Source organism: Priestia sp. BR_2, from assembly GCF_041954005.1.
Lineage (GTDB): Bacteria > Bacillota > Bacilli > Paenibacillales > Paenibacillaceae > Paenibacillus_AQ > Paenibacillus_AQ lautus_A.
Genome location: NZ_JAVFHM010000194.1, coordinates 53,101 through 67,668, shown reverse-complemented (window position 1 = coordinate 67,668; position 14,568 = coordinate 53,101). Strand labels below are relative to the sequence as shown.

Genomic DNA, 14,568 nt, shown 5'->3' with positions numbered 1-14,568 from the left:
GATCAGAGAGCAAATTCCATGGGCTGAAAGAATTTGCCGTGACCCCTTTCCGAATCCTACCCCCGAGCGGCCTGGCTTGCCAGGACAGCGCCTTCTGTTACAGGGCCAAAGCCGGATGAGCTGCGCTCATCAATAAAGGTGGTACCGCGGAAGTCCAACTTTCGTCCTTTCTCATACAGGACGAAAGTTTTTTTATTTTCAGGGAAATGGATTCGTAACAGCCGTTCCTACCATCATAAATACAAGGAAGTGATCACGATGCTCTCGCGCATCGTCGTAAAGATTGGAAGCAGCTCCCTAACGACAGACGAAGGCGGACTTAATCTGGATTCGGTCGCGTTTTTTGCCGGGGAACTTGCCGGGCTCCGCGAGGCCGGCCATGAAGTTCTCCTCGTGACCTCCGGAGCCGTCGCAGCAGGGTTTAGGGAGATCGGGTACGAGACGAGGCCCAAGCTGCTCCATGAGAAGCAAGCATCCGCTGCATTGGGCCAAGCGCTGCTCATGCGGGCTTACCAGAATGCGCTGGCCTCCCATCAACTGAAAGCGGCCCAGATTCTGTTGACGAGAATGGACTTTGCGAACCGCAAACGCATGAACAACGCCAGCATGACGATTACGGAGCTTTTGAAGCAAGGCGTCATCCCCATCATTAACGAGAACGACACGGTTTCGATTGACGAGCTGAAATTCGGCGATAACGATACGTTATCCGCACTGGTCGCCAACCTGGTCCGCGCTCAGCAATTAATCATCCTGACCGATACGGACGGCTTATACACGGCCGATCCGCGCAAGTCGCCGGATGCCATAAAATACGAGGAAATTCATGACATTACCGATGAAATTTACAGCATGGCGGGAGGGGCCGGCTCCAGCGTCGGAACCGGCGGCATGCGCTCGAAAATCGATGCCGCCAAAATCGCCACCCGCGGCGGCGTTCCCGTATTCATCGGCAAAGCCAACGAGCCCGGCGATCTGGTGAAAGCATTGGGGCACAGCGGCAAAGGTACGTATTTTTCCACTCACCTGTCGGCCCTGCCTGTGAAAAAGCAATGGCTCGGCTTTATGTCCTCGCCGCTGGGTCGGATCGTAGTCGATCCCGGTGCCGAGAAGGCGCTGATCCACGGGGGTCACAGCCTCCTTCCCGTTGGCGTTAAACGGATCGAAGGCAGTTTCCATGCAGGCGATGTGGTTGAAGTCGTCAATATGGACAACGTAAGGCTCGGCAGAGGCATCGTCAATTACGACGAGGACCAGTTGCAGGCCGTGCTCGGATTGCCGAGCAGCCAAGTCATCGGTATTATCGGCGAAATCCATCGGCTCGAGGTTATTCACCGCGATGAATGGATTACGTTAAAATAGTCCGTATCGCATTCCGAAGTTATTTCTTTTAATCACCTATACGAAGGAGGAATCATTATGAGTGAGGTACGCAATAAAGCTCAGCTCGCCAAGCAGGCTGCATTTCGTCTTGGCAGACTGAGCACGGAGGAGAAAAACCAGGCGCTGCTGATCATGGCCGACGCCCTGATCCAGCGGACGGCAGATATCATGGAAGCCAACGCAGAGGATCTTCGGCGCGGGAAGGAACTTGGCACCTCTGCTTCCCTGCTGGATCGGCTGGCACTGAACGAAGCCAGAATCGAGGGCATTGCCGAAGGGTTGCGCCAAATCGTGGAGCTGCCGGACCCGATCGGCGACACCTTGGAAACGATCGATCGTCCGAACGGACTGAACATCGTGAAGAAACGCGTTCCCCTTGGCGTGATCGGCATCATATATGAAGCACGTCCCAATGTGACGGTCGATGCCGCCGGGCTGTGCTTGAAGACGGGCAATGCGGTCGTCCTGCGGGGCGGATCATCCGCCCTCTCCTCCAACCGCAAAATCATCGAAGTGCTTCACGAAGCTATGGAACGCACTGCGCTGCCTAAAGAAGCGCTTCAGCTTATCGAGGACCCGAACCGCTCCTCCGTGGATGAAATGCTGAAACTGAACGGACTGCTGGATGTCATCATCCCGCGCGGCGGCAGCTCCCTGATCCAGAACGTCGTGATGAACGCCACCGTGCCGGTCATCGAAACCGGGGCGGGCATATGCCATACGTACCTGGACGCATCGGCACGGCCGGACATGGCCGCCGCCATCAGCATCAATGCCAAGGTGCAGCGTCCTTCGGTCTGCAATTCCATGGAAACCCTGCTCGTCCATGCGGAGTATGCCAAATCGCACCTGACTTCGCTGGCCGAAGTTTTCCGTGAGCGTAACGTCGAGCTGCGCGGATGCGAGCGAACCCTGGAATATATTCCTTGGGCTGCCGTCGCAACATCCGAGGATTACGCGACAGAGTATAACGACTATATTTTGAACATTAAAATCGTGGACCGCTTGGATGAAGCCATCGAGCACATTTCGGTATATGGCACGAAGCATTCCGAATGCATCGTAACGGAGAACGAGGATCATGCGGAGCGTTTCCTGCAGGAAGTAGACGCAGCGGCTGTCTATCATAACGCTTCGACCCGCTTCACCGACGGCTTTGAATTCGGCTTCGGCGCCGAAATCGGGATCAGCACCCAGAAGCTGCATGCCCGGGGACCTATGGGGTTACCCGCGCTTACTTCCTCCAAATATGTTATTATCGGTAGTGGTCAAATACGCGAATAAATCATTCATCCCAAGCCATGAAGGAGGAACAAAACGATGTGCCAATCCCCGCAGAACCGACCTTTAATAGATAAAGCAATCACCTTCTACGGCGCAGGCTCGATGGCCGAAGCGATCGTACGAGGATTAGTGAGCCGTTCTGTCGTGCTTCCCGAGAATATTACGATGCTGAACCGTAGCAACGCCCAGCGCCTTCTGGAACTGAGCGAACGGTACGGCGTCCAGATCAACAACGACGAGGCCGCCAAAATCGAAATTTTGAAAACCTCGCCGGTGATCGTGCTGGCCATGAAACCGAAGGATGCCGCCAAAGCGCTGAAAGAACTGGGACCCAAGCTCTCCAGCGACCAATTGATCATCTCCGTGATCGCCGGACTTTCGATTTATACGACGCAGACGCTGCTGGGAAACCAGCAGCCCATTGCTAGAACGATGCCGAATACATCCGCTTCGATCGGGCTTGGTTCAACGGGCATTGCGTTCTCGAAGGAAATCAGCGAAGAACAGCGTCAGCTCGTGCTGACTTTGTTCGAGGCAGTCGGCCACGTGACGGTCATCGAAGAAGAGAAGATGGACATCCTGACCGGGATATCCGGCAGCGGCCCGGCTTACTTCTATTACATGATGGAAGCCATGACCGCAGCGGGAATCCGCGGCGGCCTGACGCCGGAGCAAAGCCGCGAGCTGACGCTTCAAACCATTTTGGGCGCCGCCCGCATGGTCCAGCAGACCGGGGAACAGCCGTCGTCGCTGCGCGCGAAGATTACATCGCCGAACGGATCGACGCAAGCTGCCCTGGAAACGCTCGACAAAGGCGATTTCTTCGAAACGGTCATTGCCGCCGTAAACCGCTGCGCTGAGCGCTCCAAAGAAATGGGCGCCATGCTGAAGGAGCAGATCTCATGAGCCGCTGTATTGCAACGTACCGAATTTATGACGACCAGGCGGATTTCCGTAAGAAAGCGACCTCCATTGCCGTTGGCATGACGGTTGGCAGCTGGACCGAGCTGCCGCAGGCCAAACGCGAAGCCATGCAGGAACATCTTGGCGAGGTCGTTGACATTCAGGTTCACGAGGGCTGGGAGCCGGGCAGCCGTTATGCGGATGTCAGCATCGCTTACCCGGACATCAATTTTAGCCGGGATATTCCTGCCCTGCTGGTGACCGTGTTCGGCAAAATTTCCATGGACGGGCGCATCAAGCTGACGTCCCTGGAGCTGTCTCCCGACTTCCTGAGTGCATTTCCCGGACCAAAGCATGGCATCGACGGAATCCGAAGCCATCTCGGCGTCCATGACCGTCCGCTGCTCATGAGCATCTTCAAATCGGTGATCGGACTGAATGCGGACGAGCTCAGAGCCCAATTTATCCGCCAGGCGCTCGGCGGCGTGGATCTGATCAAGGATGACGAAATCCTGTTCGAGAACGACCTCACCCCGATTGAAAAACGGGTCAGCATGTGCATTCAAGCCGCTGCGGACGTCGAACAGCAGACGGGCAAAAAACTGCTGTACGCAGCCAATTTGACCGGCCGTACATCGCAGCTGCGCGAGCAAGCATTGCGCGCGATCGATGCAGGCGCCAATGCCCTGCTCTTCAATGTGCTGTCCTACGGGTATGACGTCCTGCACGAGCTGAGCAGCGATCCGGAGATTACGGTACCAATCGCGGCTCACCCAGCGCTTGCCGGCGCCATCTATCCTTCTCCGCACTATGGGATTGCGGCACCTGTGCTGCTCGGCCAGCTGATGCGGATCGCCGGAGCCGATCTGGTGCTCTTCCCTTCTCCTTACGGCTCCGTCACGATGCCGAGGGAAGAGAATCTCGCCATTCGCGACGAGCTGCATAGCGCTAAGCTTGGCGTAAAGCGAAGCATGCCGGTACCGTCCGCGGGAATTCATCCGGGACTCGTTCCGCGCATCATCCGGGATTTCGGCACCGATGTGGTCGTTAACGCAGGCGGCGGAATCCACGGTCATCCGATGGGAACCGAAGCGGGCGGCAAAGCCTTTGTACAGGCGATTGAGGCAACGATGAAATCCGTGCCGCTTGCCCACTATGCCGAAGAGCACGAAGAACTGAAAGCCGCACTGGACATCTGGGGAGGAGAAGCATGACATCAGGAGCAAAACAGCCGATTATTTTTTGCGATTTCGACGGAACGATCACGAACAACGATAACATCGTTGCCATCATGAAACACTTCAAACCGGAAGGCTTCGAGCCGATCATGCAGGATACGGTTGACCGCACCATTTCAATTCGGGAAGGCGTTGGCCGCATGTTCGCCCTCTTCCCTTCCTCCATGAGAGAAGAAATTACCGAGTATGTGCTGAGCCATGCCGGGATACGGGAAGGCTTCGCAGCGTTCCTTGACTATTTGAAATCCGAGCAGATCGAGTTCTATGTCACAAGCGGCGGCATCGATTTCTTTGTCGATCCTCTGCTGAAGCCTTTTGGCATTCCGGCGGACCATATCTTCTGCAACGGTGCCGATTTCGAAGGGGATCGCATTGAGATTACCTGGCCGCATCCTTGCAAGGAATCCTGCCATAACGACTGCGGCATGTGCAAGGTTACGGTGATGGACCGTTTTCCAGCCGACCGATATTACCGGATTCTCATCGGTGACAGCCTTACCGATTTTGAAGGCGCCAAGCAGGCCGACCTGGTCTATTCCCGCTCCACGCTCACCGAGCAGTGCAAGAAGCTTGGCGTGTTTCATGTACCATTCGAGACATTTACCGATATTCAGAACGACATGAAAGACAAGTTTACGCAGGAGGTGCTGTAAGTGGCATTTTCAGATATCCAGCTCGAACAGAAGCAGGCTGCGCTGCAGGAACTTAGAGGAATCAAGGAACTGTTTGCATCCAGAAACTGGTTCCCGGGTACCAGCGGCAATCTTTCTGTCCGTGTTGGCGAATTCCACCCGGAGCAGTTTTATTTTGCCGTCACGGCCAGCGGAAAAGACAAATCCGTACATACGCCGGAGGATTATCTCTTTGTGGACCAGAACGGCGTCCCTTGCGAAGCAACCGGCTTAAAGCCCAGCGCGGAAACTTTAATCCACTGTGAAATCTACCGGAAAACCGGCTGCGGCGCCATTTTCCATGTGCACACCATCGACAACAACCTGATAAGCGATTTGTATGGTGAACAAGGTTACGTGCCTGCCCAAGGAATCGAGCTGATCAAAGCCTTTAACATTTGGGAAGAGGACGCGGCGATCCGCATTCCGATCCTGCCGAACTATGCGGACATTCCGCGGATTGCAGAGCTCGTTCCCGGCGCGCTCGATCCGGCGGTACCCGGCATTTTGCTGCGTAACCACGGCATCTATGCCTGGGGCAAAAATGCATTCGAAGCCAAAAAACATCTGGAGGCTTTTGAGTTTATATTCGAATACTCCTACCGCCGTTTGCTTCTGAATGCAGCCGGTTCCAAGTAATTTCAGCCTTGCGGGGATTGAGCTTAATCAGCCGGATATCCCGCGCGACAGGTCCTGGCACCCTGAAATCCGAACGCTTCGGTTCGGGGTGCATCCGGCTTATCCTTCCAGAGGAGTGTGTAGGGTGCTTGAAAGCTTAGCCATCGGCGTCGTGTTTATTTTGTACGGGTTGGTCCTCTTTTTGATTCCGCCTAAAAGCTCCACAAGTTTTTATGCTTACAAAACGACGTCTTCACTCAAAAATGAACGGAATTTTAAAGTTGCCAACGCCTACGTCAGCTTGCTGCTGATGATTTTCGGAGTCATCCTGCTGTTGATCGCCAGGCTTACCGGCCACTTCATGACGACCGTCATTTCAACCGTCATCGTTTTTATCCTGATTTATATTCTCGTTGAACGAAAGCTAAAAAACCTGTAAAACGATCACAATCGTTTTACAGGTTTTTTCTTTGGAACGCTAAACGCTAGGTGAATCATAGCCGATTCTGATCCTGCTCCGATAAAGAGATCGAAGGCGACGGTACCGGATCCGGCGAGGAGTAGGCATTGACGACAAACAAACAGGTCCCAACAAACAGAGCAATATACAACAAATAATACAGATTCTTGGCCACAATATCTCCCCCCATGTCTCGTTCATCAATACTGGTTGATTTGCGCACGCTTGATCATCGGTTGGAATCTTTCAGGTGATGATCAGACATTTCAATCGTTGTCGGAATCATAAAATGGACGATTTCCACTCCGTGAATCCTTCTTCGAGCCTGTCATCAGCTTGATTCCTCCTCCGATGAGAAGCACCGCTACGATCACGGTTTTCATGTAGGTTCGGATCCGGTAATCCAGGTGCAAATCCGGAAACAGCGTTTCAACATAAGGCATCACTACGCTCGTAAATACGAAATAGATGCCAAGGATGAGCAGGCCAAGCCCGAGCCAGCGCTGCTGATTTCCAAGGCCCGAGATGATCGGCCGATCCCGGAGCGGCTCCCGGCCATAGCGGCTGACTTGCTGCAAACCATCGAAAAAGGCATAAAACCAGATCAACGGGATCAAAAACAGGAATACCGAGAGCTTAAGCACATCCAGTACATAGATGCTGCCAAGAAATAGAACCATGAGTTGCAGTCCGCGTTTTTGCAAACCCAAATACATTTGACCCGCTCCGGGAAACGCCGATAGCAAGGTGGCAAACACTTTGCTGCGGCGCCCGCTCTCCCGGCCGCTCTCCAGCTCATCAAACAGCGTGCGGTCTATGAGCAGGTCCCCGGCTTGCTTGCGGTGAACCAGCTGTACCACGTCAAACATGCAATAAAGCCATATGATCGGCAGCATGCCCAAAAACAGCAGGAACACCGATTCATGAGTCAACCCCGTCAGGAACACCAGAATCGTTCCAAGTCCGAAAAAGGCGATCAGGAATGACAGCCCGCGCTGCATCAAGCCCAGTTGAAAATGGCCAAGGCCGGGAATGAAGGACAGCAGGATGGTATAAAAGCGCTCGGACTCATCGCTCTTGTCCTGGCGAATCTCCATCGGCCGCCCGAATTCATCATGAATAATCGTGACGGGGGTATAACGGATCAACGCAATGAGCAGATCGAGCATGCTGATCCCCCAGATCATTAAAGCACCGAGAAGTCCCAGCGCAAATACTGCGTCGGAAGCCGACATGATTCCAAGCAAAATCCCGCCGAACAGGCTTCCGAAGAACAGCAGCGGATATAACAGCGCCCGTCCCTTCCTCCCCCAATAATAATGGCCGAGACCCGGAAGGATATTGAGTATAAAGGCAAAACCTTTACTTCGTTGCGGTTGCACTAAGCATCTTCCTTTCATTTTTCTTATCTGGTTAATAGCCGGTCCAGCCAGCCCGTTGTTTTTTCCACCCATTGCTCACTATAGGAAGGCGTATCGGATAAAGGGACCTGACCGCTAATCTCACTGGGAAGCAGCCGGTCGAATGCCCCGGTGAAGAGGAACAGCATCGTAATGGACGCCGCTATGGCATAATGGACGATGGCGCGTTCGTACCAGCGCTTGGGCCGTTCCTGAATCCGCAGCGGTGCTTTCGGGGTGTAAGGCTTAATCTGTTCATGTTCCACCACCTGTTCGGCAAATGCTTCAGGATCTGCCATACCGGGAAGTTCGGCATCAAGCTCCGACAGAACCTGCATATAGATCTCCAGCACGCCGTCATCCGTTAGCATGAGCTCTTCATAAGAAGTTCGTTCTTCGGGCGAGCCTTCCCCTCTAACATAACGTTCGGTCAGCAGCTTGAGCTCGTGATCCTTGGCGTTCATTTCCACTCCTCCTCCTTCCACGATTTCCGAATCCATTGTCTGGCCCGGTATAATTTCGATTCAACCGTCTTGACCGTGACATTCAGCTCGGCAGCGATTTGTTCGTAGTTTTTCTCTTCCAAATAAAAAGCCGTAATAATGGCGCGGTGATTGTCCGGCAAAGCTTCAATTTTCTCTCGAAGTTCCTCTCTTCTCTCCTTATGTATGAGCAGAGAAACCACATCCTCGTCCCGGGAAGGGAGTTTATCCAGCACTTCTTCATGTTCGCCGGGCAGCTGCTCCGGCGGTTTACGGGAAAGCTTCCTCTTCATGTCAATCGCTTTGTTCAAGGCGATACGGGTAATCCAGGTCTTAAAACCTTCAGCTCTGTACTGGGGGAGAGCTTTGTATACTTGTATGAACACTTCCTGCGACGCATCCTCCGCTTCCTTGGCATCCCGCAGGACCGAATATGCCGTATGGAACACGTGCTGGCTGTATTGGTTCACCAGTTCCCGAAAGGCTTCTTGCTCACCTTGCAGGATGCGCGCAATTAACGTTTCTGCATCAATAACTCTCCCCTCCTTCCCAAATACATAGACGTCAGCTTTATGAGCTGCCCCTGCACTTTTTTCAAAAAAAATATGGATGAATCTAAAAACAAGACCAACACAGCTTGTCCCATAATTTGCCCGTACCGGCCAAAACAAAAAAGAACGTCTATCGACGCCCTTAGGAAGGGTACAGAATCATACCGCTAAGGACGAATAGAACGTTCATCGCAAAATGCATGACCATGACGGGAGCCAATCCTTTCGAACGAATAGCTACGCCCCCCATCATGATACCAAAGATGGAAAACAACAGGCAAACGGGCCATGAAAAACCGAGGTGGTAATGGTATAAACCAAAGGTAACTCCGGCGATGACAAGCCCTTTCAGCTCCCCAAACCGACTTGCAAAATGACTAAGTATGTAACCCCGCCATAACAGCTCCTCCAGCACTGCATTGATCAGCGCAAAAGAAAGGGCATAACCGGCAAGAGCCAGGAGTTCAGGCTGTCCCCAGTCCATAAAAAATGAAAATACGGCACAAACCATAACCAGGAATATCAGCATAAACCGCCAGATCGGGTCCTTGAGCGGGCCCTTGAAAATCCATGGAAAATAAATCGTTGACCTCCAGGTGCCTTTGGCAAGATAAAGCGGTTTTTCTCTCGTCCGCATTGCCGCGAGCGCAAAGGGCATCACGAACAGAATCAGGCCCAGCCTCGATAGAATAATTCCCCAGGCTTCGTGATCGGCCAACCCATTCTGTATGATTTCACCAAAGGTACGATAAAGGATGTACCCCATGATCATGTTCAGCGCCAGCATGGCTGTATCGCTTATCCGTTTCGAAGGGTTGAACAGACTGACCCTCCTGCACGCGATATAAGCCAGAGTCAAAACGGCCCCCCATATAAAAACCATCGGAAATGAAATTAGCTGAACCCCAATAATAGCCGTAGCCAGAAGCATGTAGCAAACTGTAAAGTCACTTGAGCATTTCCTTACGGACAAACTTTTCTCTCCCATCCCACACATCGTCTTTTCATTTCATGATACCTGATTCGAGCCGCTTTTTACACAAGAAAAAAGTCACATCAGAATCAGTTCCAATGTGACTTGCTTTTACTTGTTTTTGGTATACACGATTTTTTTGATGGAATCGCAGGATAAACAATACTGAGAAGAAAGCTGGTCAATCGTGGCGCCTGAAGCAAACAGCTGCCGGATTTCCAGGTTTCTTTTTTTCAAATACACCCGGCTGCCCGAGTTTTCTCCCCATTTCTTGCGCAATCCTTCGGGTTTCGGGATGTATACCATCCCGCCCTGTACATATTTTTGCACTTCCTTCAGCAATTCCTCGGGAAGTATAATATCCGCGTTTATATATTTCATGGTAGCTCTGCTCCTTAAAATTAAAATAAAGGTTTTAAGGATGCAAAGTCCAATAGATAAACGGCCCTCTCTACGCGAGGTAATCAGGCGGTAACTTTCTCATCGCTCCATGCAAACAACCGCCGTTGTTCATCATATAGACTTTGCATAGAGCTCATCGTCAATCTTCCCATCATGATCATGATCATGCCCCTCCCTTCACAAATTATGACATTCCGACTGGTTATGACCATTATAACCGATGTTAGGCGAAAAATCGAAGCCTCCGTCTCATCGGCAGGAGATCCTAAACCGCTAAGCTTGCAAACGACCGGAGCATCTCCTCCACCGTTTTGAAGAAATAGGTCGGCCGGCATGCCGTCAGCTCTTCCTCCGAACCATAGCCGTAACCTGCAGCCATGCTGTGTATCCCGCAATTCCGTGCTCCTATTAAATCATGCATCCGATCTCCGATCATGACGGCTTCCGAAGCATCAATACGGCAGGTATCCAGAACATGCTGAATGATTTCGGTCTTGGCGGACCGGGTGCCGTCCAGTTCGCTTCCGCACACCATGGTAAAATAAGCGGACAGCTGGAAATGCTCAAGTATCGTTTCCGCAAAAACCGCAGGCTTGGAGGTAGCGACATACAAATGTCGCCCTTGCGATAACAGTAGATCCAATACATCGCGAATTCCGACATATACTTCATTTTCATACAGGCCGGTGTCCTTGAAATATTCACGATAGCTGAGAATTGCTTCCCAAGCCTCGGCCTCGTTGAAATGGTACTTTTCGGTGAAGGTCTCCTGGAGCGGGGGACCGATAAAACATTCCAGCTCGGAAAGATCGTTGACGATAATCCCTTGCTGACCGAGTGCGTGCCTCACAGCTTTCGTGATGCCTTCGCGCGGATCGGTCAGGGTTCCGTCCAAATCAAATAGAATATGCTTGTATTTCAATTCGATCATTCTCCTTCTTTCATGATTCCTAAGTCAGATCCTTAAGCTCCATAAGATCCTTGATCGTATAAGCAGGCCGATGACGGTCGCTTAAAGGGGCGCCCCGGCGATTATAATAACAAAAGTCAATTCCTGCATTCGCTGCTCCTTCATAATCATCCGTAAGCGAATCCCCTATGTACAGAACCTCGCTTGAGTCAACCGCTAATTCCTGCAAAGCAAGCTCAAAGATATGCGGATCCGGCTTCCAGTACTTTACTTCATCCGAAATGATGAAGGAATCAAAATAATGAAACAAGCCTCCTGCCGCAAGACGTTTGCGCTGTGCTTCACCAATGCCGTTGGAGATCACGCCAAGCGCAAAATTGCCGTGCAGGTGCTCCAGTATAAGATCGCCATGCGGCTCCAAATGGGGAGAACTGCAAAATAACCCCCAGTATGTTTCCGAGATCTCCCGGCACTGGTTAAATTCCCGCTTCAATCCAAGGAACGTGTCCGTGAAGGAGTGCTCCAACACCTGCCTAATGTCGTGATTATGCTGAATTCGGCTCATCCAGTAATTAATATTGATCGGTCCGAATGTCCCCCAGAACTCATCCCACGTCAAATCCTCATGCAGACGGTATAACTCCAGCGCCTGCTGCATGCATTTCTTTTCGCTCTGGCTGTAGTCTAGCAACGTGTTGTCCAGATCAAAAATAATGGCCTTGTATCTCATCTCCATCTCCCCCTCCGGCCGATGCTGCAACTATATGCATTCGCTAATCCGGAAAGGTTCTCCTGCTAATCAGGACCTGAAACGGCCGCTGGACCAGGCTGCATAAAGAAAGTCCCAAGGGCTTAGGTTTCACAAAACCTTTGGGACATGTACATGTCGTTAGTTAATAAAGCGCTCTGCGATTTCTATCATGTTCTCTTTTGTTAGCTTCCCTTTGCTGTTCAATGCGATATGGTAATAAAGATCTTGGGCCTCATCCACCCATGCTAGGCCTTCCCCTCTCATCAGCAAAACATCACTGAAGGTGCCTTCATGATTTATAACACATGACAAGGGGAAAAAAGGGACAGCTAGTTTCTGCATTTTGCAAAATTGTTACTAGTATAAGACCGCATTTTCCATCATGAGTCAAAACGCTTGGAAACGGAATATTTCCATCGCATACAAAAAAAGCACGTCCTTCATGGACGTGCTTCTGAGCTATCTTCCGATATTTCTGAATTTCTGCGTATAGGCTTTGGCATCCTGTGCGGTACGCACCCGGTTGCGGCTCCATTCGAGCAGGATCCGGTCAATGTAGCGGAAATGCAATTTGCCCGCAAATACCGCCTCTTTTAGCGCTAACAGGATCAACTCGTCCGGGTAGCGGTCCGCGTCGACCCAGCCGGAGATTGTCTCCAGCTCCATCGGCGATAGCGGACGTCCGAATTCCTTTTCGAAAATGGTGAACAGATTCCGCTCTTCCTTCTCCGGAGCGGGTTTCTCCGATGCAGCTGTTTTGCCGGAAGCTGGACGGGCATTCAACAGAGGTGAAGCAAACTTGGCTGCTTCAGGGCTTTTGTCCCTGCCCTCTTGGGCCAGGCACGCAGCAAGCTTCTCATACAATCCGTTCAGATTGTATCGCTCATAATGAATTCCCTGGCCCTCGTCGACATATTCATCAATGCCGATCAGTCCTACCTTCATCAGGCGCTGCAGGCTTGCAGCGATGAAGGCGGCAGGAGAGCCCGTTACCTCCGCAAGCTCCTCCAGCGAAGGAAACGTCTTAAACTCCACCTGCTGATACCCGATCAAATGGATGACCAGCATCGCTTCGCGATCGCTTAAACCAAGTGACCGGTAATGCCGGAGCAGGGCATAAGGAATGATCGCCATCCCTTGGCTCATGCCGGCAGCGGCGCCGGCCGTCCAACCGTTCATGCCGGTATCCGCGTTGCCGTGGTCCATGGACTCTCCTCTCACGGCTTACGGGTACATCCGGTACAGGGTCCGTGGGAACGGAATCGTTTCACGAACATGATCCAAGCCGCAAATCCACGCAACGGTACGCTCAAGGCCTAAGCCGAATCCGGAATGAGGCACGGTGCCGTATTTACGCAAATCCATATACCATTGATAAGTTTCCATCGATAGGTCATGCTCCTTGAAGCGCTCTTCGAGCAGCTGTGGATCGTCAATCCGCTGCGATCCTCCGATAATCTCGCCGTAACCTTCCGGCGCGATCATATCTGCGCACAGCACGACCTCCGGACGATTCGGATCCGGCTTCATGTAGAAAGCCTTGATGCCCGCCGGATAATGGGTAATAAAGACCGGCTTGTCATACTTCTCGGCAATGGCCGTTTCGTGCGGCGCGCCGAAATCCTCGCCCCAAGGAATATCAAAATCCTGCGTGTGCAGGAATTCAATCGCCTCATCGTACGTAATCCGCGGGAACGGCGCCTGGATCGCCTCCAGCTTCGAAATGTCGCGACCGATCGTTTCAAGCTCCTGACGGCAGTTTTTAACGACGGATTGCACCACATGGCTGATGAACTGCTCCTGCACCTGAAGGCTCTCCTCATGGTCCGTGAAGGCCATCTCAGGCTCAATCATCCAGAACTCGATGAGGTGACGGCGGGTTTTGGACTTCTCGGCGCGGAATGTCGGCCCGAAGGAGTATACCTTGCCGAGTGCCATGGCAGCAGCTTCCATGTACAACTGTCCGCTCTGGGTCAAATAGGCATCCTCATCAAAATATTTCGTGTGGAACAGATTGGTTGTGCCTTCCGCAGAAGTCGGAGTCAAAATCGGCGGATCCACAAGCGTAAAGCCGTTGGTATCAAAGTACTCTTGAACGGCGCGGATAATTTCTGCACGGATCACCATAATCGCACGTTGTTTCTGCGTACGAAGCCACAGATGACGATGGTCCATCAAATAATCGACACCGTGCTCTTTAGGCGTAATCGGATAGTTTTCCGTAAGATGTATAATTTCAATGCCGGTAACCGTCATCTCATAACCCGATTGGCTCCGCGGCTCTTCACGTATAACACCCGTCACATACAAAGAGCTTTCTTGTGTCAGGCTTTTCGCGTCTTCCCATACCTGTTCGGATACTTCGCTCTTCACTACAACGCCCTGGATATAGCCGGAGCCGTCGCGAAGCTGCAGGAATTGAATCTTCCCGCTGGAACGCTTGTTGTTGATCCAGGCGCCGATCGTGACGGTCTCGCCGACATGCTGGTTGACGTTACGAATCACACTTTTGGTGGCCATGCATAAATCTCTCCCTTATATC

At 52.1% G+C, this 14,568-nt stretch carries 17 protein-coding genes; 7 read left to right on the top strand and 10 right to left on the bottom strand.

Annotated features, from left to right (window positions below):
* The first annotated feature begins 258 nt into the window (after positions 1-258).
* The 7 genes from proB (at position 259) to RB298_RS14815 (ending at position 6,536) form a co-directional block, all read left to right on the top strand.
* Positions 259-1,362: a glutamate 5-kinase gene (gene proB, locus RB298_RS14845; RefSeq protein WP_486047457.1), complete on the top strand. Its 1,104-nt coding sequence runs from the start codon at positions 259-261 to the stop codon at positions 1,360-1,362.
* A gap of 57 nt (positions 1,363-1,419) precedes the next feature.
* The gene (locus tag RB298_RS14840) at positions 1,420-2,667 is read left to right on the top strand and encodes a glutamate-5-semialdehyde dehydrogenase (protein ID WP_096773311.1); all 1,248 of its coding nucleotides are present in this window, start codon (positions 1,420-1,422) and stop codon (positions 2,665-2,667) included.
* Between the two features lie 36 nt (positions 2,668-2,703).
* Positions 2,704-3,573 carry a pyrroline-5-carboxylate reductase gene (proC, locus tag RB298_RS14835; RefSeq protein WP_015734583.1) on the top strand — a complete coding sequence of 290 codons (870 nt, stop codon included), beginning with the start codon at positions 2,704-2,706 and terminating at the stop codon, positions 3,571-3,573.
* Positions 3,570-4,784 (top strand): 2,3-diketo-5-methylthiopentyl-1-phosphate enolase, encoded by a 1,215-nt coding sequence (locus RB298_RS14830; protein WP_486047456.1) that lies wholly within the window; start codon positions 3,570-3,572, stop codon positions 4,782-4,784. Before proC ends, RB298_RS14830 begins: the two co-directional genes overlap by 4 nt.
* Entirely contained in the window at positions 4,781-5,461 is a 681-nt protein-coding gene (locus RB298_RS14825) for a 2-hydroxy-3-keto-5-methylthiopentenyl-1-phosphate phosphatase (protein ID WP_096773310.1), read from the top strand. The genes RB298_RS14830 and RB298_RS14825 overlap by 4 nt, the downstream gene beginning before the upstream one ends.
* Positions 5,462-6,118 carry a methylthioribulose 1-phosphate dehydratase gene (locus RB298_RS14820; RefSeq protein WP_096773309.1) on the top strand — a complete coding sequence of 219 codons (657 nt, stop codon included), beginning with the start codon at positions 5,462-5,464 and terminating at the stop codon, positions 6,116-6,118. It begins immediately after the preceding gene.
* Positions 6,119-6,242: 124 nt separating this feature from the next.
* The gene (locus tag RB298_RS14815) at positions 6,243-6,536 is read left to right on the top strand and encodes an SdpI family protein (protein WP_015734579.1); all 294 of its coding nucleotides are present in this window, start codon (positions 6,243-6,245) and stop codon (positions 6,534-6,536) included.
* Positions 6,537-6,591: 55 nt separating this feature from the next.
* On the opposite strand, the gene RB298_RS14810 is transcribed toward RB298_RS14815, so the two are convergent.
* The 10 genes from RB298_RS14810 to asnS all read right to left on the bottom strand — a co-directional run bounded on the left by RB298_RS14810 (position 6,592) and on the right by asnS (position 14,546).
* Entirely contained in the window at positions 6,592-6,732 is a 141-nt protein-coding gene (locus RB298_RS14810) for a hypothetical protein (protein ID WP_009595238.1), read from the bottom strand.
* A gap of 91 nt (positions 6,733-6,823) precedes the next feature.
* Positions 6,824-7,939 (bottom strand): hypothetical protein, encoded by a 1,116-nt coding sequence (locus tag RB298_RS14805; protein WP_096773308.1) that lies wholly within the window; start codon positions 7,937-7,939, stop codon positions 6,824-6,826.
* A 23-nt stretch (positions 7,940-7,962) separates the two neighbouring features.
* Positions 7,963-8,421 (bottom strand): hypothetical protein, encoded by a 459-nt coding sequence (locus RB298_RS14800; protein WP_096773307.1) that lies wholly within the window; start codon positions 8,419-8,421, stop codon positions 7,963-7,965.
* A complete protein-coding gene (locus RB298_RS14795) occupies positions 8,418-8,909 on the bottom strand; it encodes an RNA polymerase sigma factor (RefSeq protein WP_486047455.1) in 492 nt (163 codons plus the stop codon). Before RB298_RS14795 ends, RB298_RS14800 begins: the two co-directional genes overlap by 4 nt.
* Before the next feature lie 223 nt (positions 8,910-9,132).
* On the bottom strand, positions 9,133-9,849 hold the full coding sequence (locus RB298_RS14790; protein WP_486047454.1) for a CPBP family intramembrane glutamic endopeptidase: 717 nt from the start codon (positions 9,847-9,849) through the stop codon (positions 9,133-9,135).
* Between the two features lie 225 nt (positions 9,850-10,074).
* A complete protein-coding gene (locus tag RB298_RS14785) occupies positions 10,075-10,344 on the bottom strand; it encodes a CD3324 family protein (RefSeq protein ID WP_009595112.1) in 270 nt (89 codons plus the stop codon).
* A 286-nt stretch (positions 10,345-10,630) separates the two neighbouring features.
* The gene (locus RB298_RS14780; protein ID WP_486047453.1) at positions 10,631-11,296 is read right to left on the bottom strand and encodes an HAD family hydrolase; all 666 of its coding nucleotides are present in this window, start codon (positions 11,294-11,296) and stop codon (positions 10,631-10,633) included.
* A 19-nt stretch (positions 11,297-11,315) separates the two neighbouring features.
* Positions 11,316-12,005 (bottom strand): HAD family hydrolase, encoded by a 690-nt coding sequence (locus tag RB298_RS14775; RefSeq protein WP_486047452.1) that lies wholly within the window; start codon positions 12,003-12,005, stop codon positions 11,316-11,318.
* Between the two features lie 480 nt (positions 12,006-12,485).
* Positions 12,486-13,232: a DnaD domain-containing protein gene (locus tag RB298_RS14770; RefSeq protein ID WP_009595106.1), complete on the bottom strand. Its 747-nt coding sequence runs from the start codon at positions 13,230-13,232 to the stop codon at positions 12,486-12,488.
* A gap of 18 nt (positions 13,233-13,250) precedes the next feature.
* Positions 13,251-14,546, bottom strand: a complete 1,296-nt coding sequence (gene asnS / locus RB298_RS14765; RefSeq protein WP_009595170.1) for an asparagine--tRNA ligase — start codon at positions 14,544-14,546, stop codon at positions 13,251-13,253.
* Between the last annotated feature and the right edge of the window lie 22 nt (positions 14,547-14,568).

Coding starts and splice junctions, on each gene's coding strand:
- RB298_RS14825 (WP_096773310.1), top strand. CDS start 4,781: ATGACATCAGGAGCAAAACAGCCGATTATTTTTTGCGATTTCGACGGA.
- RB298_RS14800 (WP_096773307.1), bottom strand. CDS start 8,421: ATGAACGCCAAGGATCACGAGCTCAAGCTGCTGACCGAACGTTATGTT.
- RB298_RS14775 (WP_486047452.1), bottom strand. CDS start 12,005: ATGAGATACAAGGCCATTATTTTTGATCTGGACAACACGTTGCTAGAC.
- RB298_RS14780 (WP_486047453.1), bottom strand. CDS start 11,296: ATGATCGAATTGAAATACAAGCATATTCTATTTGATTTGGACGGAACC.
- proB (WP_486047457.1), top strand. CDS start 259: ATGCTCTCGCGCATCGTCGTAAAGATTGGAAGCAGCTCCCTAACGACA.
- RB298_RS14840 (WP_096773311.1), top strand. CDS start 1,420: ATGAGTGAGGTACGCAATAAAGCTCAGCTCGCCAAGCAGGCTGCATTT.
- proC (WP_015734583.1), top strand. CDS start 2,704: ATGTGCCAATCCCCGCAGAACCGACCTTTAATAGATAAAGCAATCACC.
- RB298_RS14830 (WP_486047456.1), top strand. CDS start 3,570: ATGAGCCGCTGTATTGCAACGTACCGAATTTATGACGACCAGGCGGAT.
- asnS (WP_009595170.1), bottom strand. CDS start 14,546: ATGGCCACCAAAAGTGTGATTCGTAACGTCAACCAGCATGTCGGCGAG.
- RB298_RS14770 (WP_009595106.1), bottom strand. CDS start 13,232: ATGGACCACGGCAACGCGGATACCGGCATGAACGGTTGGACGGCCGGC.
- RB298_RS14785 (WP_009595112.1), bottom strand. CDS start 10,344: ATGAAATATATAAACGCGGATATTATACTTCCCGAGGAATTGCTGAAG.